Annotated in this window: 10 protein-coding genes; 5 read left to right on the top strand and 5 right to left on the bottom strand. The window is 74.6% G+C overall.

The window, feature by feature from the left end; all coding sequences use genetic code 11:
* Positions 1-118: 118 nt before the first annotated feature.
* The gene (locus WME89_RS22930; protein ID WP_438011248.1) at positions 119-5,293 is read right to left on the bottom strand and encodes a pentapeptide repeat-containing protein; all 5,175 of its coding nucleotides are present in this window, start codon (positions 5,291-5,293) and stop codon (positions 119-121) included.
* A gap of 106 nt (positions 5,294-5,399) precedes the next feature.
* Here WME89_RS22930 and WME89_RS22925 point away from each other — a divergent pair, with 106 nt between their 5' ends.
* On the top strand, positions 5,400-8,087 hold the full coding sequence (locus WME89_RS22925) for a dynamin family protein (protein WP_438011247.1): 2,688 nt from the start codon (positions 5,400-5,402) through the stop codon (positions 8,085-8,087).
* Between the two features lie 125 nt (positions 8,088-8,212).
* Here the strand turns inward: WME89_RS22925 and WME89_RS22920 are convergent, their stop codons facing one another.
* The 3 genes from WME89_RS22920 to WME89_RS22910 all read right to left on the bottom strand — a co-directional run bounded on the left by WME89_RS22920 (position 8,213) and on the right by WME89_RS22910 (position 13,023).
* Positions 8,213-9,751 (bottom strand): protein kinase domain-containing protein, encoded by a 1,539-nt coding sequence (locus tag WME89_RS22920; RefSeq protein ID WP_438011246.1) that lies wholly within the window; start codon positions 9,749-9,751, stop codon positions 8,213-8,215.
* A 58-nt stretch (positions 9,752-9,809) separates the two neighbouring features.
* Positions 9,810-11,399 (bottom strand): 3,4-dehydroadipyl-CoA semialdehyde dehydrogenase, encoded by a 1,590-nt coding sequence (locus tag WME89_RS22915; RefSeq protein WP_438011245.1) that lies wholly within the window; start codon positions 11,397-11,399, stop codon positions 9,810-9,812.
* A 145-nt stretch (positions 11,400-11,544) separates the two neighbouring features.
* Entirely contained in the window at positions 11,545-13,023 is a 1,479-nt protein-coding gene (locus WME89_RS22910) for a TolC family protein (RefSeq protein ID WP_438011244.1), read from the bottom strand.
* Positions 13,024-13,302: 279 nt separating this feature from the next.
* Between WME89_RS22910 and WME89_RS22905 the strand changes: the two genes are divergently transcribed.
* The gene (locus WME89_RS22905) at positions 13,303-14,241 is read left to right on the top strand and encodes a hypothetical protein (protein ID WP_438011243.1); all 939 of its coding nucleotides are present in this window, start codon (positions 13,303-13,305) and stop codon (positions 14,239-14,241) included.
* Positions 14,242-14,256: 15 nt separating this feature from the next.
* On the opposite strand, the gene WME89_RS22900 is transcribed toward WME89_RS22905, so the two are convergent.
* Positions 14,257-15,741, bottom strand: coding sequence for a hypothetical protein (locus WME89_RS22900; protein ID WP_438011242.1), 1,485 nt, complete (start codon positions 15,739-15,741; stop codon positions 14,257-14,259).
* A gap of 197 nt (positions 15,742-15,938) precedes the next feature.
* Between WME89_RS22900 and WME89_RS22895 the strand changes: the two genes are divergently transcribed.
* From WME89_RS22895 to WME89_RS22885, 3 genes are all read left to right on the top strand, one after another.
* A complete protein-coding gene (locus WME89_RS22895; protein WP_437627348.1) occupies positions 15,939-16,478 on the top strand; it encodes a hypothetical protein in 540 nt (179 codons plus the stop codon).
* A gap of 39 nt (positions 16,479-16,517) precedes the next feature.
* Positions 16,518-19,025: a DEAD/DEAH box helicase gene (locus WME89_RS22890; protein WP_438011241.1), complete on the top strand. Its 2,508-nt coding sequence runs from the start codon at positions 16,518-16,520 to the stop codon at positions 19,023-19,025.
* 254 nt (positions 19,026-19,279) lie between these two features.
* Positions 19,280-19,969, top strand: a complete 690-nt coding sequence (locus WME89_RS22885) for a hypothetical protein (RefSeq protein WP_437627346.1) — start codon at positions 19,280-19,282, stop codon at positions 19,967-19,969.
* Positions 19,970-20,388: the final 419 nt, after the last annotated feature.

Below are 20,388 nucleotides of genomic sequence, written 5' to 3'. Positions count from 1 at the left end.
ACACCAGCGCGGCTGCGGCCGGCCAACACGCGACGCCCCTGGTCGACGAGCAGCCGGACGGCGTACGCGGATCGATCGGGACTGGCCGGGAGCGGCAGACCTCTCGACGGCCCGGCGCTCAATCTCTTCGAAGCGTAGGCCACTCGGGGAGCAGCGGCTCGTCGTCCGGGATGCGCAGGCCGGGAACGAGCGCGTCGAGCTCGCCCGGCTCGAATCGGCAGAGGTTTGAAGCTTGCCAGAAGCCGCCCGCGATGTTGCCGCCGACCTTGTAGCGGCCGTCGGGGCGGATGGCGACCCAGCCCTCGGGGAGCTTGAGGAGCACGGCGAGGCACGCGCCTGTGCGCGTGTCCCAGAAACGAACGGTGCCGTCGCTGGAGCTGGAGACGACAGCAGCGCCGTCAGGGGTGAAGGCCACGCTGACGACCGCATCGGAGTGCCCTGGCAGCACGCGGGTGAGGTTACCTGTCGCTGTTTGCCAGATGTGAACGCTGGAATCGTCCGACCCCGACGCGATCAATGTCCCGTCAGGGCTGAATGTAACGCTCCTCACCCGACTGGCATGGCCGCGCAACGGGCGTGGCTCGCGTCCCTCCGCAGCGAGCGGCCAGAGCCGCACGACTGTGTCATCGGATCCCGAAGCCAGCGTCTCGCCATCAGGGCTGAACGCCACGCATCTCACGACATCGTCGTGGCCTTCCAGCACGCGTGCTGATCCTCCGTCGCCCACACTCCAGAGTCGAACTGTTCGATCGATCGATCCTGAGGCCAGCGTCCCGCCATCAGGGCTGAACGCCACGCATCTCACGACATCGTCGTGGCCTTCCAGCACGCGAAACGGGGCCGCGGTGTCGGTGCGCCAGAGCCGCACTGTCCTGTCGAACGAGGCTGACGCGAGCGTCCCCCCGTCAGAGCTGAATCCCACGTCCGTGATATGATCGGAGTGTCCCTCCAGCACGCGCCCGGCGCGATCTGGCTCGAGCTTCCATAGCCGGACCGTGTAGTCATAGGCAGCGAAAGCCAGCATCGCGCCGTCGACGCTGAACGTCAGCTTCGCCGAACAGATGCCGCCCTGCTTTAACGGCGGGAGTGCAGTCCACGTCGACATCCGCCAGAAATGAACTCCGGAGTCCTCGCAGGCGAGCGCGAGCGTGGAGCCATCGCCGCTCAAGGCTACTGCGATGGCCGCCCTCGGCTTTCCCTCCAGCACACGCAGGAGGGCGCCGGTCGACGCTTGCCAGAGTCGCACGGTTCTGTCTTTCGAGCCGGAGGCGAGCGTCGTGCCGTCGTGACTGAACGCAACGCTCGTCACGCCGGAGGAATGGCCATCGAGCAGGTGCGACACGACCCCGGACTGGTGCCACAGCCGCACCGACCCATCTCCCGAGCCAGCGGCGAGCGTCTCGCCGTCTGGGCTGAACGCGACGCTTCTCACGTGTCGCGAGTGGCCCATCAGCATGTGCAGCGCCTCGCCTGTTGACACCTGCCAGAGGCCAATGTCGTAGTCCAGTGAGCCGGAGGCGAGCGTCTCGCCGCCAGGGCTGAAGACGACGCTGAGAACGCCACCCCGGTGGCCGCTCAAAACGTGGAGAATGTCGCCTGTTGAGACCTTCCAGAGCCGGACGGTGGCGTCGCAGGCCCCGGAGGCCAGCAGCTCGCCGTCAGGACTGAAGGTCACGGCCATGACGCCGTCCAGATGACCTTCGAGCACGCAGCGCTGACTGAAGCTGGTCACGTCCCAGAGCCGCACGGCGCCGTCATGACCGCCGGACGCGAGGGTCGCGCCGTCAGGGCTGAATGCCACGCTCGTGACGTGGCGCGAGTGCCCTTCGAGCACGCAGAGCACGTTGCCGGTCGATACGTCCCAGAGCCGAACGGTGCAGTCGTCCGAGCCAGATGCGAGGGTGTCGCCTTCAGGGCCGAAGGCGACGCTCGTGACCCAGTCGGAATGGCCGTTCAGCCTGCGCAGCGCGGTGCCGGTCGCCATGTCCCACAGCACGATCCAGCCGGCGTGCGCCGAGGCGAGCAGCGCCCCGTCGGGGCTGATCACCACGGCGTTGCACCGGCTCTCTTGCACCCAGGTCGGCTCGAACCTCGCCGCCTCCGGCATCGCCGCGCCGAACGTGTCGCACCCGTCGAACCGCGCGCCCCGCGCGCCCACGAGCTTCGCCCCGCGCAGCCTCACCGATTCGAGCCTCGCTCCGGTCAGATCCGCGCCCACCATCCGCGCTCGCACCGCCGTCACCCCCGTCAGATCCGCCCCGCAGAGCACCGCCCCCGAGAGGTCCGCCCCGTCGAGCAGCGCCCCCTCCATCCGCGCCCCGCTCAGGTTGGCCCCCACGAGCTTCGCCTCCCGCAGGTCCGCCCCCCGCAGGTCGCACCCGCTGAGGTCCTTCCCCGAGAGGTCCTGCCCCCGCAGATCCGCCCCCGCGAGGTTCATCCGCTCGCTCACCCCGAGCCCCATCCGCCCGTCGATCCGCAGCGCGTTCGCCGCCGCCACCGTGCCCCACGCCCCGCCGAGCGCCGCCCGCGCCCACGCCGCCGCCGCGTCGCGCCCCGCGAGCGCCCCGAAGAAATCGGCCATCAGGTCGCTCACCTCGCGCTGCGCGAGCGCCGCCGCCTCCCCGGCGCGCTGCACCTCCTCGGCCGCCTCCCGCGCCACCAGCCACTCGAGCACCGACTGGTGGATGAACCGGAAGTTCTCCTGGTCGTCCCACACGAGCAGCGTCCCCGACCCGATCTGGTGCGTCGCCACCGCCACGTCGAGCTCGTGCCGCCCGAGCGCCTGCAGCGCCGCGATGAGCTCCGGCGGCAGCTCGCGGATGCTCACGCTCTGCTCCGTCCGCTGCCACAGCCGCGTCGCGAGCTCCGTCACCGCCCGCCACCGCTGCGCGACCGACAGCCCCGGCTGCGCGCCCTTCGGGTGCGCGCGCTCGTACTCCCAGACGAGCCACCGGTCCAGCAGGAGCCGGTACAGCCCCGCCGAGGTGATCTCCCCGTCGCCCGCCTTCGCCTGCCGGAGCTGCGCCTCCTCGATCTCCGCGATGAACCCCAGCATCCGCGGGTTCGCCGACAGGCCGAGCAGATCCCTCACGTCCGCGAGCAGCCGCATGCGCGCGTCGGCGGCCTCCTCGCCGCCGAGCCGGTTCACGAGGAACCTGCGGATCTGCGCTTCCGAGAACGGCAAGAGGCGCGCGAGCCGGTAGCCGGGCAACAAGGCGGCCCTCTCCGCGAGCGCCGACCGCACCTGCTGCTCCGAGATGAAGTGCTGGCTCCGGCTCGTGACCACCACCTTCGCCGCCTTGCCCTGCGCCGCCTGGATCAGCGTGTCGAAGTGCTCGACCGCGCGGTCGTACGTGACGCGGAAGGCGAGCTCGTCGAAGCCGTCGAACAGGAGCGCGATCCGCCCCTCGGCGAGCATGTGACGGAACGCGGGCAGGTCGATCTTGCCGAGCCCCGCGAGCGCGAGGTGCTGCGCGATGAGCGCGTTCAGGTCGCGCGCCTTCTCCAGCGCGCGCATCTCGATGAGCACCGGCGTCAGCGGGCCGCCCGCCTTGCCCATCCGCCGCGCGAGCTCGTGCAGGAGGAACGTCTTGCCCGTGCCGAAGTCGCCGAGCACCAGCACGAACCGGCTGTGCTCCGAGTCGAGCAGCTCGGTGAGCGCGTCGAGCGCGCGCTCGCGCAGCGACTCCGCCTGGCCCGCCGTGAGCGCGGCGCGCTGGTCGACGTAGAGCGCCGGCGGATAGGTGGGGTCCCGCTCGAGGTTCGCGCTCTGCCACCCGAGGTAGCCGCGGAAGTCGATGAGCCCCTGGTACTCGAGGAACCGCACGAGGCGCACCCGCCGGGCGCTCGCGTACCGCACGAGCTCCTCCGGCGCGGGCTCGCCGCCGTAGACGAGCGTGGACACGAGGCCGGGATCGTCGCGCCGGTACGAGGCGTCGATGCTCTCCAGGAAGGCGGAGACCGCCTCGGTCGAGATGCCGCTCTCGAGCGCCGCGAGCGGCGCGAGCCGGACGATGCCGCCCTCGTTGACCGAGACGCGCAGGTAGCAGCCGAAGGGCAGGGGCGCGTCGAACCACTCGATCTCCACGCCCTCGGGCTCGCGCAGCCTGCACACGCGCTCGACGCGCGAGAGGAAGTCGTCGCTGCGCCCCTCGCCCGGCAGGAGGATGTCGTCGCCGTGCGGCTCCGCGCGGCCGCCCCGCGCGCGCGCCGGGAAGCGGCGCAGCGGCCGGCCTCGCCCGGCGCGACCCGCGAGATCGGGCGAGAGGTAGCGCCGCAGGAACGCGAACAGGAACTCCGCCGACGCGCGGCACGCGAACGCGCGGAAGCTGTCGTCCTTCTCGTGGTCGCCGTGGTCCGAGGCCGCCTTCGCGATGATCGACCGCCGCCCGAGGCGCTCCGCGACGTAGCCGATCGCCGCGGCCTCCATCTCGACGCCGAGCACCCTCCGCCCGATCGGCTTCAGCCGCTCGAACAGCCCGGCGTCCTCCTGCACCGCCTTGCCCGTGGCGATCGGGCCGATGTGCACGCGGAACGGCCGGGCCGGCGGCGGGCCGTCCGGGTGGACGACGCGGTCACGGCGGACCTGCGCCACGCCCGCTTCCGTGAGCTCGAGGCCGCCGTCGCCGATGCGGAGCACCCCCTGCGCCTCCAGCTCGCCGATGCGCTCGGCCCAGCCCGGGCACCGCGCGGCGCGCTCCGGCAGCGCGACCGGCGGCGGTCCGCCCTCGACCTGGCTCGCGTAGAGGGCGTGCCGGAGCCACCACGCCTGCGACGCCCTCGACGGGGGCCGCTCGCGCGCGAGCGGCGCCTGCCGCTCGAACTCGCGCGCGAAGAGCGCGGCGTCCATGTTCCACGTGCGCTCGAGGTTGTATGTCTCGATGTCGTGGAAGAACTCGCCGTCGCTGTCGCCGCCGGGCGCGACGCGCTTGCCCTCGTCGTAGCTGTAGACCCGATCCGCGACGATCACGTCGCCGAGCGACACCTCGCCGCGCCTGCCGGCGCAGATGCCGCACATCGCGAGGCACCCCGGGTCGAGCTCCTCGATGAGCCCCTGCGCCCGCGCCGCGGCCGCGCTCTCGCCCATCCGCCCCGACCACGCCGCGGCGACGCGGAGCGGCTGGCCGCGGTCGTTCGGTAGCTCGCGGACGTAGTACGGAAACCCGGCCGGATCCCGCGCTTCCCGCCAGCCGTCCCGGCCGCCCTCGCCGAGCGCGAGCACCGCCTCGAGCTCGTCCTGCAGCGCGGTCACGACCAGCGCGTCGACGCGCCCAGTGAGGATGTCCGCCGGCACCGGGCCACTCTAACAAACCGAGCCCCGGCCTCCAGGTCCCCGTCCGGGCGGCGACCTGGCCGATTTTCTTGGACGACCGCCCTCCGCCGGGGCTTTCATCCGGCCCATGGCGAGGCTCGTCGAGGCGCTGAACCGGTTCTTCGGGAGGGTCGAGATCCTCGCGCTCGGCCTCGAGAACGAGCGCAGCGCCGCCGAGGTCGCGCTGGCGAAGGGCATGCCGCTCGAGGCCCGCGAGCACGCGCGCTCCATCCTCTCGGTCCTGCCCGACTCGGCCGTCGGGCTCGCGCTCTGGGCCGACGCCGCGGAGGATGCCTGGCTCGACGAGGAGGTGGTCACCGCGCTCGCGGACCTCACGAAGCGCGTGCCGTGGCGCGCCGACGTGTGGCTCCGCCTCGGGCGCGCGGGGCAGCGCATCGGCTGGGACGGCGCGCGCAACGCGCTCGAGCGGGCCGCGTCGGCGCCGGAGGAGCGCGACGCCGCGCGCCTGGCGCTGCTCGACCTGTGCGACCTCGACCTCGCCGCCGGCGACCCGGCCCGCGCGCAGCGCTGGCTCGACCGCATCCCGGCGCCGCTCTCGACCGCGCCCGATCGCGACGCCGCCCTCCGGCGCGCCGCGTGCGCGCTCGCGCGCGGCGATCTCGACGGCGCGCGCGCCGCCGCGGAGACCCTGGGCGAGCCCGCCGCCATCGAGGGGCGCGCCGCGCTCGTCCTCGCCCGGCTCGCGCTGGCCGAGGCGAGCGCCGCGGCGGGCGCCTCCGCGGCGGCGCTGCCGCCCGCCGTGGTGACGCGCGCGCTCGACCTCGGGCTCCGGGCCCTCGTGCTCGACGTCCCCGGGGCGGCGGAGCTCTGCGCCTCGCTCGTCGCCGCCTCCCGCGACGTGCTCGTCGTCGACCGCGTGCGCCGCGTCGTCCGCGCCGCGGGCGCGCTCGATGAGCCGACCTGGGCCGCCGCGTTCGCGTTCGCCGAGGGGCGGCGCGACGACGCGCGGCAGGCGCTCGCGCGCGGGCTCTCCGCCGGCGACCCCGCGGCCGCGACGGCGCTGCTCAGCATGGCCGTCGAGACGCGCGACCTCGGCGCGCTCGACACGCTCGCCGCGCGCGCGAAGGAGCGCGGCCCGGCGGCGCCGCTGCTCTCGCCCGACCTCCTCCGGCTGCGCGACGCCGCGGCGCTGGCGGCCGAGGGGCAGGGGAGCAAGGCGCTCGACGCGCTCGACGCCGTGACGGGCGAGGGCGCGGCGTGGGCCGAGGACATCCGCCGCTCGATCGCGCGCGGGTGGCTCCCCGCCGCGGAGGGCGGCGCCGCGCCGCGCCCCGCCGCCTGGAGCGACGTGCTGCGCGAGCTCGCGCGCACGGCCAAGCTCCTCGATCGGCTCGACCTGCTCGCCGCGACCGAGGCCCTCGCCGTGGAGCGGGAGCGCCCGCTCCGGGCCGCCGTCGTCGGCGAGTTCAACGCGGGCAAGAGCACGTTCCTGAACGCGCTGCTCGGCGAGGACGTGGCGCCGACCGGCGTCCTGCCGACGACCGCGACGCTCCACTGGGTCGCCTGGGCGCCCGACCCGTTCGCGCGCATCGTCGTGCGCGGCGGCCAGGACCGCGTCGTGCCGCACGCGGCGCTGAAGGAGACGCTGCGCGCGCTCGCGGCCGACGGCAGCAAGGTCTCGCGGGTCTTCATCTACGCGCCCATCGAGCGGCTCAAGCGCGTCGAGATCCTCGACACGCCTGGCTTCAACGCGCCGGACCCCGACCACATCGCGGAGGCGCGGCGGGCGTTCGACGAGGCCCACGTCGCCATCTGGCTGCTCGACGCGCCCCAGGCGATGAAGGAGTCGGAGCGCCGGGTGCTCTCCGAGATCAGCGCCCTCGGCGTGCCGGTGCAGATCCTCGCGAACAAGGCCGATCGGCTCAAGCCCGACGCCCTGGAGACGGTGCTCGCGCACGTGCGCGACAGCCTCGCGGCGAGCGCCATCACGTCGTTGACGCCGCCGATCGCCTTCTCCGCGCGGCTCTCGCTCCGGGGGCGGCTCGGCGACGAGGCGGCGCTCGCGGCCTCGGGGTGGGTCGAGGTCGAGGCGCTCTTCGCCGAGCAGATCGTCGACGCGAGCGACGCGCTCCGCGAGCGCGCGCTCCGGCGCAAGGCGGGCCGCATCGCGGCCGAGCTCGCCCAGACGGCCTCCGCGCGCGCCGCGGAGGACCGCGAGGCAGGGCGCCGGGCGCGCGCCGAGGCCGATCGTCTCCGCGCGAGCGCGGCGTACCTGCGGCGCGAGCGGCGGACGATCGCCGCGGCGATCGACAAGGCGCTCGAGCCCGCGCGCCGGGAGCTCGCGGCCGACCTGCGCCCGATCGCGGCGCTGCCCGAGGAGCGCAAGCGCACCGACGCCGGCGTCCGCGCCTACGTGCAGGAGCGGCTCGTGACGCGGCTGAGCTGGCCGCTCTCGGTCGAGATCGCGAGGGCGGCCCGCGCCGGCGGCGAGACGGGCGCTCGCGGCGCGCGCGGGGCCGAAGGCGCCGAGGAAGCGAGCGCCGCGCGCGGGGCCGAAGGCGCCGAGCCGTCGCCGCGGGCGGCGACCCACGTGCGCGCGGTGCTGATGGGCATGGTGGCGGTGCACGACGCCCCCGACGAGCTCGCGGCGCGCTCGATCGAGGGCGTGGTCGAGGCCGCGATCGACGCCTTCGCGATGGCGCTGTCGGCCGAGGCGGAGGTGCCGGTGCCGCCGCCCGCCTCGGCGGCGGTCGAGCAGCGCGCGCAGGCGCTCCGGGCCGCGCTCGCGACGCCCGCGGCGCCCGCCGGCGCCTGAGCGCCCCGCGGGACCTCACCGATCTTCGGGATCGCGACGACCGGCGTTCCGGCTGGCCGGTCCTTCGGCCTCGCTGGTGATCTCGCGCGCCCACGGGCGCAGCGCGGAGGCCGAGACCGCGCGGATCAGCGGCTCAGGAAGAACGCGAGCACGCCGAGCGCCAGCCCGATCAGGAGCGCCAGCGGCACGACGAGCCGGACGATCCACATGTCCGTGGTGCGCGCGGGGGGCCGGCGGTCCCGCCGGACCCGGAACGACGCACCGGTGATCTCGCCGACGACCGTGGGCAGCCCCGGCGGCCGCGGCAGCGCGGCGGCGCCTTGCGGCGCGGCGGCGTGCGTCGCCGCCGGTCGGGGGGACGGCGCGCGCGCGCCCGTGGGGGAGAAGAGCGGCGCGAAGTCCTTGCGATCGTGGATCACGATGTCGCTCGACGGCGGGTCGCTGGACGGCATGCTGATCCGCGCCTGCGGGAGCGTGCGCGAGAAGTCCTCGGACGTGGGCCCGGCGAGCGCGCCGCCGGGCAGCGTCGCGGCGCGCGACGAGATCGCGCTCGACGGCGGCCCCTCCGTGAGCACGCCCTCGCGGAACATCGCCTTCGCCAGCACCTCGCCGCGCTGCGCCGGCGGCGGCATGTCGACCTCGCGCAGCGGCGGCGCGGCCGTCATCGTGCTCCGGATCGACACCGGCATCGCCGACTCGATGGTCGGCGCGTCCTCGGGCACGCTCGTCGACGTGGCCGGGTGCAGCGCCTCAGACAGCTGGGGCAGCAGCCGCTCGAGCTCGTCGCGCAGCTCGCGCGCGCTCTGCTGGCGCTGGGTCGGCCACTTCGCGAGCGCGGTGAGGATCGTCGCCTCGAGGGCCGGGTGGATCTGCGGCAGGAACAGGCTCGGCGCGGGCGGCTGCTTCCGGACGTGATCCATCGCGACCTCCCACACGAGGGACGTGGGCGGGAAGGGGAGCCGGCCCGTGACCAGCAGGAAGAGCAGGACCCCGCACGCGTACACGTCGCTGCGCGCGTCGATGGCGTCGCCCCGGCACTGCTCCGGGGACATGTACGCCGGCGTGCCGACGACGACGCCCACCGTGGTGACCGAGCCCCAGACGCTGATCGGCGCGCTGTTCGGCCCGTCGTCGCCGGCCCGGGTGCCGCCCTCGACCATCTTCGCGATGCCGAAGTCGAGCACCTTCACGCGCTCGACCGACGGATCCGCGGGATCCCGCAGGATCATGACGTTCTCGGGCTTGAGGTCGCGGTGCACGATGCCCCGCTCGTGCGCGGCGGAGAGCGCGTCGGCGATGCCGATCATGATCCGCGCGGCGCGGGCCTCGGAGAGCCGGCGCTCGGCGAGCAGGAGCTCGAACAGGTCCTGCCCGGAGACGAGCTCCATCACGATGTACGGCAGGTGCCCTTCCACGCCGGAGTCGACGATCTGCACCGTGTTCGGGTGGCGGAGGCGAGACGCGGCCTTCGCCTCCCGCTCGAAGCGCGTCACGAACGTCGCGTCGCCGAGGAGCTGCGGGTGCATGATCTTGATCGCGACGTCGCGCGGCTCCGCGTCCTGCACGCCGCGGTAGACCGCCGCCATCGCGCCCTCGCCGATGAAGCCCGTGATCTGGAAGCGCCCCGCGATCGTTCGGCCGATGAGTTGAGGGCCCGCGCTCATGAGCGAGACTTCACCATAGATAGAGTCCTCTGGGAGAGCTACCCCCGGCCTTGGCGATCTACGGCCTCGCCGGCGCGGGCCGTGGCTCCGTCTTCGTCCCGAGGATCGCCTCCAGGATCGGCCGCGACCCCTGCACCGCGGTGCGCTGCGAGTAGAAATGGAGCCCGCGCAGGCCGCCGAGCTCCTCGCCGCCGCCGGCGCGGCCCGGGCCGCCGTGGATCGTCTGCGGGAGCACGGTGCCGGGGCCGGGCGCCTGATCGGCGATCCGCTCGCTGCCGAGCACGACGCGGCCGTGGTACGGCGCGACGCCGAGCAGCACCTCCGCCGCGAAGCCGCGGTCGTCGCTGTAGACCGCGCAGACGAGGCTCCCGCGCCCGCGGCGCAGCAGCGCGACCGCGTGCGCCGCCCCGCCGTCGTAAGGGAAGAGCGTCGCGACCGGGCCGAAGACCTCGTGCTCGTGCGCGGCGGCCGCGCCGTCGGGGCCGCTCGCGACGAGCAGCGTCGGCGGCACGAAGTACCCCTTTCCGTCAGGCACCCCGACCTTCTCGAACTTCCCGGTGCCGCCGAGCGCTACCGCCGCGTCCGCCGCGAGGCGCTCGATGCCCGCGCGCACGCCGCGGAGCTGGTCGGCTGTGGTGAGCGGACCCACGGTGACGCCGTCCTGCGCCGGGTCGCCGACGCGCGCCTCGCGGAGGCGCTCGACGAGGTCGTCGCGCACCGTCTCGACGACCGACGCGGGCACGAAGATGCGCCGGATCGCCGTGCACTTCTGGCCGGCCTTCTGGGTCATGTCGCGGACGACGTCGCGGAGGAACATCGCGTATGTCTCGGAGCCCGGGGCGACGTCGGGGCCGAGGACCGCGCCGTTCAGGCTGTCGGCCTCGACGTTCACGCGGACGCTCTCGCGCGCGAGCGCCGGCAGCAGCCGGAGCGCCGCGCCGGTGGCGCTCGATCCGGTGAAGGCGAGGACGTCCTCGCCGCCGAGGTGGTCGAGGAGATCGCCCGGCGGGCCGGCGACGAACGAGAGCGCGCCGCGCGGCAGCGGGGCGTGCTCCGTGAAGAGCTTCATCAGCCGGAACGCGACGAGCGCCGTGCTCGTCGCGGGCTTCGTGATGGCGGGCATGCCCGCGAGGAGGGCGCACGCGGCCTTCTCGGCGAGCCCCCACGCGGGGAAGTTGAAGGCGTTGATGTGCACCGCGACGCCGGGGCGCGGCACCAGGATGTGCTGGCCGAAGAAGCGAGGCGAGCGCCCGAGCTGGACGCCGTCGCCGTCGGCGAGCAGCCGCGCGTCGCCGAGCTGGGCGCCGAGGTCGGCGTAGTAGGCGAGCGTGCCGATCGCGCCGTCGATGTCGAACTTGGCGTCGCCGCGGGTGTTGCCGCCGTTCTGGATGGCGACCTCGATGAGCGCGTCGCGGTGCGCGTGCGCGGCGCGCGACATCGCGCGGAGCAGCTCGCCGCGCTCCGCGAACGTGAGCGCGCGCAGGGAGGGCCCGCCCTCCGCGCGCGCGAACGCCACGGCGGCCGCGAGGTCGAGCCCGTCCGTGCTCGTCTCGGCGAGCGGCTCCTCCGTCGCGGGGTTGACCAGCGCGTGCGGGGCGCCCTGACCGGCGCTCCATTGCCCTGCGACGTAGCTCTCGAGCCGATCCATGGGCGCGTAGCCTACTCGCGCGGTCGCTCGGCACAACCCCCACGCGGGCGGCGCGCGGCGCTCATCGCTCGCCCGTCCATCGCTCGAGCGTCGCGCGGGTTGCCGCGCGACGCCACGCGACTTGCCGCGCCCGTCAGCGCACGGGTCACTTGCACGAGGCGGACGCGAGCAGCGCCGTGATCTTCGCCCTGACCACCTCGAACTCCCGCACCGCGAGATCGATCTCGGCCTCGCGCTGCCTGCGGCCGGACTCGACAAGATCGAAGCTCGTCACGGTGCCGGCCTCGAACGCGACCTGCGTGAGGCGCGCTGTCTCGCGCGCGAGGTCTCGCGCCTGCTCGGCGACGGCGCGCGACTGCTCGGCGACCGCGACGCCCCGCACCGCCTGCGACGTGTCGAGCTCGGCCGCGCGCTCCGCCACGCCGATGCGCGCCCGCTGCTGCTCGACCAGCGCCCGGTTCACCCGGAGATCGCCGTAGCGCGCGCCGCCGTCCCAGATGGGGACGGTGAGCACGGCGCTGATGGACCAGTCCCACGACCGCGAGCTGGTGCCCTGATCGTTCCCGAACGCGGTCTGCGCCTCCAGCGTGCTCGACAGCTCGGCGTACGGGACGAACGCGAGCTTCGCGTCGGTGAGGTTGCGCTCGGCGATCTCCAGCTCGGCCCGGGCCGCGCGGACGTCGGCGCGCTGATCCGAGCGCCCCTGGGAGCACTGCGACTGCATCTCCGCCGCGATCCCGTTGAGCGAGAAGGTCTGCGGGACGCCGACCTCGCCGCGCTCGCCCAGCACGGTCCCGAGCGCCTCGCGCGACTTGCGCAGCGACTCGTCGCCGGTGACGAGCGTCGCGCGGGCGAGCGCGACGTCCTGCTCCGCGCGCACGACGTCGAGCTTCGTGCCGGTGCCGAGGCGCTCGCGGCGCCGCGTGAGCTCCAGCCGCTCGAGCGCGCTGCGCAGCCCGACTCGGTTGACCTCGCTGACCCGCTCGGCCGTGACGATCGAGACGACGGCGTCCGCGACCGCGCCGATCGTGACGCGGCGGCGATCCTCCAGGCTCAGCTTGGCGACCTCGACCGACAGGTTGGCGGTGCCGATGCCGTACCACGCGCGCGGGGCGAGGATCGGCTGGCTGAGCGTCAGCGACGCCGAGGCGCTGGTCGGATAGACATCGGATCGCAAGACGCCCGGGGTCGTCTGGTCGCCCGCCAGGCGGTGGTTCAGTCTGCCACTCGCGTCGAGGCTCGGCAGCGCCGCGGCGAGCGCCCGCCGCGCGATGCCCTCGGCGCGGGCGACCTCCTGCACGGCGATGACGAGGTCGACCGAGCGCTGGTCGATGATCGCGCGCGCCTCGTTCCAGTTCGTGAGCGTGCGCGCCGGCGGCGGGACGGGCGCGAGCGCCGGGTCGTTCACCTCGATGCGTTGCATCGCCGGCGTCGCGGCGGGGGCCGCGGCCGGCGCCGGGGCTGCTGCCGGGGCCGCCGCGGGGGGCTGCTGCCCGGTCCGCCCCTGAGGCTGCTGCCCCGGCTGCCCCCGGGGAGGGGCCGGCTGGGCGAGGGCGATCCCTTGATGCAGGGCGAGGAAGGCGAGGGTGCGGACAGCGACCATGCGGAGCCGGCGACGAGGCATGCGCGACTCGATGCGCCGTCCGGCGCGCGACGACAAGCCCGAAGCCGATGGGGCACGGTCCGGGCCTGCGCGCGTGTGAGAAACCGTGGGCGGGGCGACGGCGCGGCGGGCCGCGGGGAGGGGCCAAGTGATGGCGACGAGACGCGGATGCGGCACTATTCTGGACCACCGATGCCAAGCCGGTTGCCCCCGAACGACATCTGCCTCGGCTGTGGAAGGCGGCGGCGATGCGGCGCCGCGGATCCCTGCGCGCGCTGCGGCGAGCCCCCTCACCGCGCCGTGTGGCGCCGGTCCGAGCAGCACGGGGCGTCGCCGAAGATCGAGCTGTTCCTGAGCGCGATCACGAGCGGCCTGCTGCTCGCGTACACGGCGCTCTACGCGCTGCTCCTGACAGGCCTGGCCGAGTCCGCGGACAGCTCCTTCGGGGGCGCGGCGCTGTTCGCCGTGATCCTGGCGCTCGGCGCGCGCCTCTCGCGGTGGATCGTGCGCTCGCTGTTCGAGCTCTGGGGCACCACGTGGGCGTACTGCTCCGCGGACGGCGCGCGCTGGGGCACCGTGAGCACGCTCTTCGGGTGGTACGGCGCCGGCGAGGGCGTGAGCCTCACGGAGTTCCACCCCACGAGCGCGGGCTCGACGCTCTTCTGCTCCGCGGACGCGATCGACGCCGGGCTCCCCGTCGTCGCCGCGAACCTCTCGCGCATCGTGGGCGCGAGGGGCAGCGACGCGTTCTCGCCCTTCGAGGTGCTGATGCTCAGCGCCTTCACGGGCCTCGTCGCGCGCGGCGAGGCGACCATCAGCAGGGCCACGGCGGTGCGGTGGCGCAAGGACTGGCTTGGCGGCGCGCGGCGCGGCGCGCCGCACACGGCCTTCACGATCGAGCGCGCGAGCGATCGCGAGGAGGGCAGCGCGATCGAGCGCGAGCTCCTCTCGGCGCTGCAGGCCAAGGCGGACGGCCTCGCGCCCCTCGCGGAGCCCGCGCGGCCAGGAGGCTACCGCGACACCGCGTGGCGGCCGCCGCCCGTGCGGCTGCGCATCGAGGAGGTGCTGCGCCCGCGCGCGCTCGCGCTGGCGGCCAGGGCGCTCCGGAAGGAGCCCCGCGGCGGCGCGCCCGTCGCGGTCGCCGCGGCGCTCGATGAGTTCGGCAAGCGCGATCCTGCGCGGATGAGCCACCTCCGCGCGCTCCTCGCGGAGCACCGCCGCGGCGCGCTCTCGGCGTGAGCGGCGGCGCGCCGCTCAGTGCCAGACGCCGATGCCAGCGCTCACGCTGTCGTAGCGGGGCGCGAAGTCCATGGACGCCTGCAGCGTGTACGCGACCTCGGGGAGCAGGCCCCAGAAGGTCGACGACAGCACGCGGATGTCCGCGCCGAACGTGAAGTGCTGCCGACCCACGCGCCCGCTCCCCAGCCGTCCGAAGCGGTTCGGCTCGTAGTAGCTGCCGAACCGCGTGTGCACGCGGCCGGGGATCGGCTCTGTCTCGATCCCGAACCGCGGCGAGAAGCTCACGTGCGCGCCCGAGGTGCCCACCGCGGAGGCGCCTTGATCGCTTCCGGGCTGGTTCTGCGCCAGGAACCGCTCCAGGCTCACGCCGTTCGACACGGCGCCCGTGACGAGGAGCTCCGCGGTGATGAGCAGGTGCTCGCGCGGCCAGTTCCAGTAGCGGGCGCGCCGCTCCCGCTCGAGGACGGCCGGGCCCGCCGCGAGCTCGCGCTCGTCGGCGGCGCGCTCGCGCGCCCGCTCCAGCGCGAAGGCGCGCTCGCGCTCGGCCCGCGCCGCCGGCTCCTCGATCGCGCCGAGCTCGATCTCCCGCCGCGCCTCCCGCTCGGCGCGCCGGCGCGCGATCATCGCGCGGAGCTCGCGCTCCTGCTCGTGCGGGTTGATCCACGCCGGGTTGAGCGGGCGCGGGCCGACCTGCACCGCGAGCCCGACCTCGAGCTCCCAGGGGAGGACGACCTCGTTGGGGAGGATCAGTCCGCCGGCGCGCCGGACGCGTCCATCCGTGATCGCGCCCTCGCCGAGCAGCCTCCCTCCGTTCACCGGCAGCCGGAGCGTGGCGCCGAGCCGGTACGACGCCCAGTCGGGGCGGATGAGCAGCCCGAGCTCCGGAGAGATGCCCGCGATCGTCAGGTTGGTCTGCTCGGCGCCGAGCCCGAGCGTCACCGCGCGGGCGCCGGCGCCCAGCACGAGCGTGTCGCCGAGCAGGCGGACTCCGCCGAGGAAGTGGTACTTGCCGATCACGACCGTTGTCTCGGCGCCGGCGGCGTCCGTGAGCAGGTACTGCTGCAGCTCGGCGTTGACCCCGACGCCGAAGTCGCCCGCCTGCAGCTGGCCGCCGAGCGTCAGGTAAACGAAATTCGAGTAGTCGAGGTCGATGTCGCCGCTGTTGTCGAAGTCGTTGTTCTCGAAGAGCTCGATGGGTATCGAGATCGACGCGGCGACGTCCCACTCAAGCCAGCGAAAGCTGAAGGGCTCGCGGACCGCGGGCGCCGCGGCGTTGACCACCATGCCGGCGATCCCCTCGGCGTACCCGGCGTACGCGCCGGCGATCCCGGTGACACGGAGCGGCGCGAGGATGGGCCCCTGGAAGAGGTCGATCGCGTAGGCGTTGTCCTGGAGCGGCTGGGCCGACGCGGCAGGCGGCAGGCCGGCGGCGAGCGCCAGCGCGGCGAGCGCGGCGGCGGAGCGGCGGGCGGCGTGGAGGGCCGCGGTTCTCTCGCTCACCTCGCGCTGCTCCGGTCCAACAGCATCTCGTCGCGCCCGCGGCGAGGTGATAGCACTGCCCCGCACGGAAGGGACCGCGGAAGCGGAGCCCCGACCCGCGGCGGCTGGGCCCACGGCTTCAGGGCTCCCCGGCTCACGAGAAAGAAGAGGGGCCCGCCCGCCGCGCACCACCGCCCGCCCAAGGAATCGCCGCGCTCATGCCTGCCCACGCCCCCGCGCCCATCGCCCCTGCCTCGGCCTCGCCAGGGACCGACGCGCGAGCGCGCCGCCCGGCGACGGCGCGGCGCCCCGGCGGGCCCCGCGCGCGCGGCCGCCGCATCGCCCTGGTCGTCTATTACAGCGTCGCCGCGCTCATCATCGTCGCGTGCACCCTCCAGCTGATCCGGCAGGTCTTCTTCCTGCCGGCGGCGCCGTCGCCCTACGGGAGCTGCCAGGAGGGCCTGCTGGCCCTCGTCCGGGCCGTCGACCGCGCCAGGGACGCCGCCCCCGGGACCGACGGGGAGGACGCCGCCCTCGCCCGGTTCCGGAGCAAGCTCGCCCCGGAGTGGACGTACCGGGACGGGGTCGCCGCGTCCTGCCTGGGCTCCGCCGAGGACGAGCGCGCTCTCGACGCCATCGAGCGGCTCCGCTATGCGGAGGAGCACGCAGCGCGGCGCGAGGCAGGCGATCTGGCTCCGCTACGGCGCCGGGTCCGGGCGATTGTCGATGGCCAGCTTGGGCCCGCATCCCCGAGATAATCCCCCGACGCGGCGATCACGCAGGACGATATGACCGACATGACCGTTCCTTCTCCCCCTGCCGCAGTGGCGGGTGAAGCGCAGACCGGCGAAAAGCCCCAGCCGCCGCCCACCTTCGATGTGCTGCCCCTGTCGTCCGAGCTGCGCGAGACGCTCGCGGAGATTGGCTACGTCCACCCGACGCCGGTGCAGCTCGCCGTGTGGGAGCCGGTCACGCGCGGGCGCGACGCGGTGGTGCAGGCGCGCACCGGCACCGGCAAGACGGCGGCCTTCGGGCTGCCGATCGTCGACCACGCCGTGAAGCGCTCGCTCGCGCAGGCGCAGGTGCTCGCGCTGTGCCCGACGCGAGAGCTCGCGCTCCAGGTCTCTGCGGAGGTCGAGCGCCTCGGCAAGCGCAAGGGCGTCAAGGTCGTCGCCGTGTACGGCGGAGCGCCGATGCAGCGGCAGATCGACGCGCTCGCCGCGGGGGCGCAGGTCATCGTCGGCACGCCGGGCCGCGTGCTCGACCACCTGCGCCGCGGGACGATCGTCGCCAAGCACATCCGGCTGCTCGTGCTCGACGAGTGCGACGAGATGCTCTCGATGGGCTTCGAGCGCGAGCTCACCGCGATCCTCGCCGAGCTCCCGCCGGAGCGGCAGACGCTCCTGTTCTCGGCGACGCTCCCGCCCGACATCGAGCGCATCGCGCGCAGCAAGCTGCGCTCCCCCGAGTTCATCACCCTCTCGGGCGACGCGGTCGGCGCCCTCCAGATCCAGCACTTCGTCTACCTCGTCACGGGCGACAAGCACGCCGCGCTCATCCGCATCATCGAGGTCGAGAACCCCGAGAACGCGGTCGTCTTCTGCAACACCAAGGACGAGACGGAGGCGGTCGCCGCGGCGCTGAAGCGCCAGGGCTACGACGCCGACTGGCTGAACGGCGATCTGCCGCAGTCCGATCGCGAGAAGGTGATGAGCGCGACGCGCGAGGGGCGCCTGCGCTTCCTCGTCGCCACCGACGTCGCCGCGCGCGGGATCGACATCTCGCACCTCACGCACGTCATCAACTACGATTTCCCGCAGGACGCCGAGGCGTACGTGCACCGCACCGGCCGCACCGGCCGCGCGGGGCGCACCGGCACGGCGATCGCGCTGATCACCCCGCAGGACGTCGGCCCGCTCTACATCCTCCGGCTGACGTACAAGATCCGGCCGCTGGAGAAGCAGCTCCCCTCGGAGGGGGAGCTCAAGACGCGCGCCGAGGCGGATCTCGTCGCGTTGCTCGCCGAGGCGTTCCTGCCGAAGGGCACGCACCCCGACGATCTCTCGCTCGCGCGCCGGCTGCTCACGCACGACCAGGCCGAGGCGATCGTGGCGGGCCTCCTGCGCGACCACCTCGGCGCGCGGCCGACGGCGCAAGAGGAGGCGAGCGCCGCGCGGCGCGCCCAGCAGCCGCAGCGCGTGCCGCGCGAGGGCGCCGAGCGCCCCGCGGGCCCGTCGACCAGGCCCGAGCCCGCCGCGCGCGGAGGGAGCGAGCGCGGCGAGCGTGGTGAGCGTGGTGAGCGCGGCGAGGGTCGCGCCTCGCGCGGAGGGAGCGAGCGGGAAGCGATCCCGCGCGCGGCCGACTCCGCCGATCCGCGCTCGCCGGAGACGGAGCGCAGCAGCGAGCGCGAGATCGCGCGCGAGGCTGATCGGGACCGCGGGCGGGAGCGCGATCGGCGATCGCTGCGCCTCCGGCGGGATGATGGGCGGCGCGCGCCTCGCGGCGCGGACGCGCCGCCGGGCGACGAGCTGCGGGTCGAGCCGCGCGTCCGGGGCGGTGGCCACGCGCGCGACGAGGGGCCCGTCTCCGTCGAGCCGCTCACGCGCCCGGAGCCGCTGATGCGGATCGAGCCGCCGCGCGGCGAGGGCCTGACCGGCCGCGGCCCGGCGGAGCGCCTGCGCGAGCGGCCGGGCGCCGCGACGCTGCTGTCGGCGCGCCGCGGCCCTGCCGTCGCCGGCGTCGCCGGCGCGCCGGCGACGCCGGGCAGGCCTCAGGGCGGCGCGCCGGGACAGCCGTTCTCGCGCCACGCGGACTTCACCATGTGGCAGCCGCCGGAGGAAGAGGGCGACGACGAGCCGATCCTCGGCGAGCCGCCGTCTCCGCCGCCCGGCTCGCCCGTGTCGCGCGGCGGCGATCGCGAGCGCGTGAGCAGCGCGGCCCCGTCGATCCCCGGCGAGCCCGCGGTCGAGATCGAGAGCGTCGAGCCGGGCGAGGCGCCGCGCGCCGAGCCCTCGCGCGACGAGCCCGAGGGCGAGTTCGTCGAGGTCTTCATCAACCTCGGGCGGCGCGACGGCGCGCGCGCGGCCGATTTCCAGCGCGTGCTCGTGGAGCGGGCGGGGATGGCCAAGGGCGATATCCGGCGCATCCGGGTGCGCGAGCGCAACGCGTTCGTCAGCGTCCCGAAGGCCGAGCTCGCGCGGGTCGTGTCGGTGCTGAACGGCGCGACGATCGCGGGCAAGGAGGCGCGCGCGGAGCAGGCTCGGGAGCGCACGTCAAGCGCCGAAGAGGTGACCGAGGACGCCTGACCGCGGGGCGCTCCGCCGGAGCGCCCGGCCTGCCGCCGGTCAGCGCCGGCCTGCCCCAGGGCAGCGCCGGCATGCCACCGGATAACAGGTAACGACAGAGCGGGCTCCGCGTGGACGTTCGATGCTGCCCGCGCGCGCCAGACACCGCCCGCCGGCGTACGTCGGTGGGCGCTCGCGTACGACGCCGTCCAGGCGGCGCCTCCCGGCGCGCAACGCGCTAGCCAAGCCAGCCCACTGGTCGTATCACGGAAGGGATGGCGCGCAGTGGAGCGGAGGATATCGACCGGCTTCGACGGGACATCGATCGAGCGCTTGCTGACAAGCTCGACGCAGAGCGGGTTCTCCCGCTGCTCGCGCGCCTGGCCCGCGCGACGGCGCCGGGCACCGAGCCGTGGCTCTATGCGCACCGGCACCTCGCGGAGATGGGCGTCGAGCACGACCCGTGGCGCGCCGCGCTCTTCGCGCGCCGCGTGCTGCAGTTCCACGAGGAAGACGACGGCGCCTGGGCGGTGCTCGGCCTGGCGCAGTCGCTGCTCGGCAACTACCGCTACGCCGCGCGCGCGTACGAGCGCGCGCTGGCCATCGCGCCCGACAACCCGTGGTACGCCCATAACCTGGGTCATCTCTACGACGTCGCCCTGAACCGCCCGCAGGACGCCTTGCCGCTCCTCGCGCAGGCCACCGAGGCGCAGACGGGCGAGGCCGACATCGCCGCGAGCTACGCCCACGCGCTCGCCCGCTGCGGCAAGCTGGTGCTCGCCAAGAAGATCTTGAAGCGCGCCATCCGCCACGGGGCCACGGCCGACCAGATGGCGCTGTGGCGCTGGCTCGACGCGGGCGCGCCGACGACCGGCGAGAGCGGGCCAGACCCTCAGCGGCCGGCCGACTCGAAGCGCAAGACCAAGCGACGGCGCGCCCGCGAGCGCCAGAGTCTCGGCGACTGATCGATCCGCTCGCTCGCTCGATCGCGTCGAGAACGCTCGCTCGCACCCACTCAGAGCGCCCCAGACGAGGAGCCCACGCGCGCTCGGGCCGCCCCTCCGCAGGTCCCTGTCCGACGAGAGCGGCGGCCCGGCCGGACGGGCTCAACCGCGATGCGGCGCGGCAGCGCGGGAGTCGTCGCTCGTGACGCAAAGCACAGGCGAGGTTGTACGGACACGGGCTACCTCGGCTGGGCGCCTGCGGATGCTGGCGCCACAAGCGACATGCACGACCGACGCGAAGCTTGACGGTGGGTTGCCCGGTTGGCGATAAGCTGTGTTTCTCGACTGGTGCTGGACACGGTCCCCGTCGTCGGGACAGGGCACCCCGCGAGGAGAAAACATGAGCGTCACGAGCGTGCAAAAGACGGACAGGACGGCGG

Source organism: Sorangium sp. So ce321, assembly GCF_051530195.1.
Lineage (GTDB): Bacteria > Myxococcota_A > Polyangia > Polyangiales > Polyangiaceae > Sorangium.
The sequence above is the reverse complement of the archived record's forward strand: the minus strand, read 5'-3'. Positions and strand labels throughout refer to the sequence as shown.

What these genes read in the sequence shown, in the direction of transcription:
- WME89_RS22925 (WP_438011247.1), top strand. Translation starts at nt 5,400, where the DNA reads ATGGCGAGGCTCGTCGAGGCGCTGAACCGGTTCTTCGGGAGGGTCGAG.
- WME89_RS22920 (WP_438011246.1), bottom strand. Translation starts at nt 9,751, where the DNA reads ATGAGCGCGGGCCCTCAACTCATCGGCCGAACGATCGCGGGGCGCTTC.
- WME89_RS22915 (WP_438011245.1), bottom strand. Translation starts at nt 11,399, where the DNA reads ATGGATCGGCTCGAGAGCTACGTCGCAGGGCAATGGAGCGCCGGTCAG.
- WME89_RS22910 (WP_438011244.1), bottom strand. Translation starts at nt 13,023, where the DNA reads ATGCCTCGTCGCCGGCTCCGCATGGTCGCTGTCCGCACCCTCGCCTTC.
- WME89_RS22895 (WP_437627348.1), top strand. Translation starts at nt 15,939, where the DNA reads ATGCCTGCCCACGCCCCCGCGCCCATCGCCCCTGCCTCGGCCTCGCCA.
- WME89_RS22890 (WP_438011241.1), top strand. Translation starts at nt 16,518, where the DNA reads ATGACCGTTCCTTCTCCCCCTGCCGCAGTGGCGGGTGAAGCGCAGACC.
- WME89_RS22885 (WP_437627346.1), top strand. Translation starts at nt 19,280, where the DNA reads ATGGCGCGCAGTGGAGCGGAGGATATCGACCGGCTTCGACGGGACATC.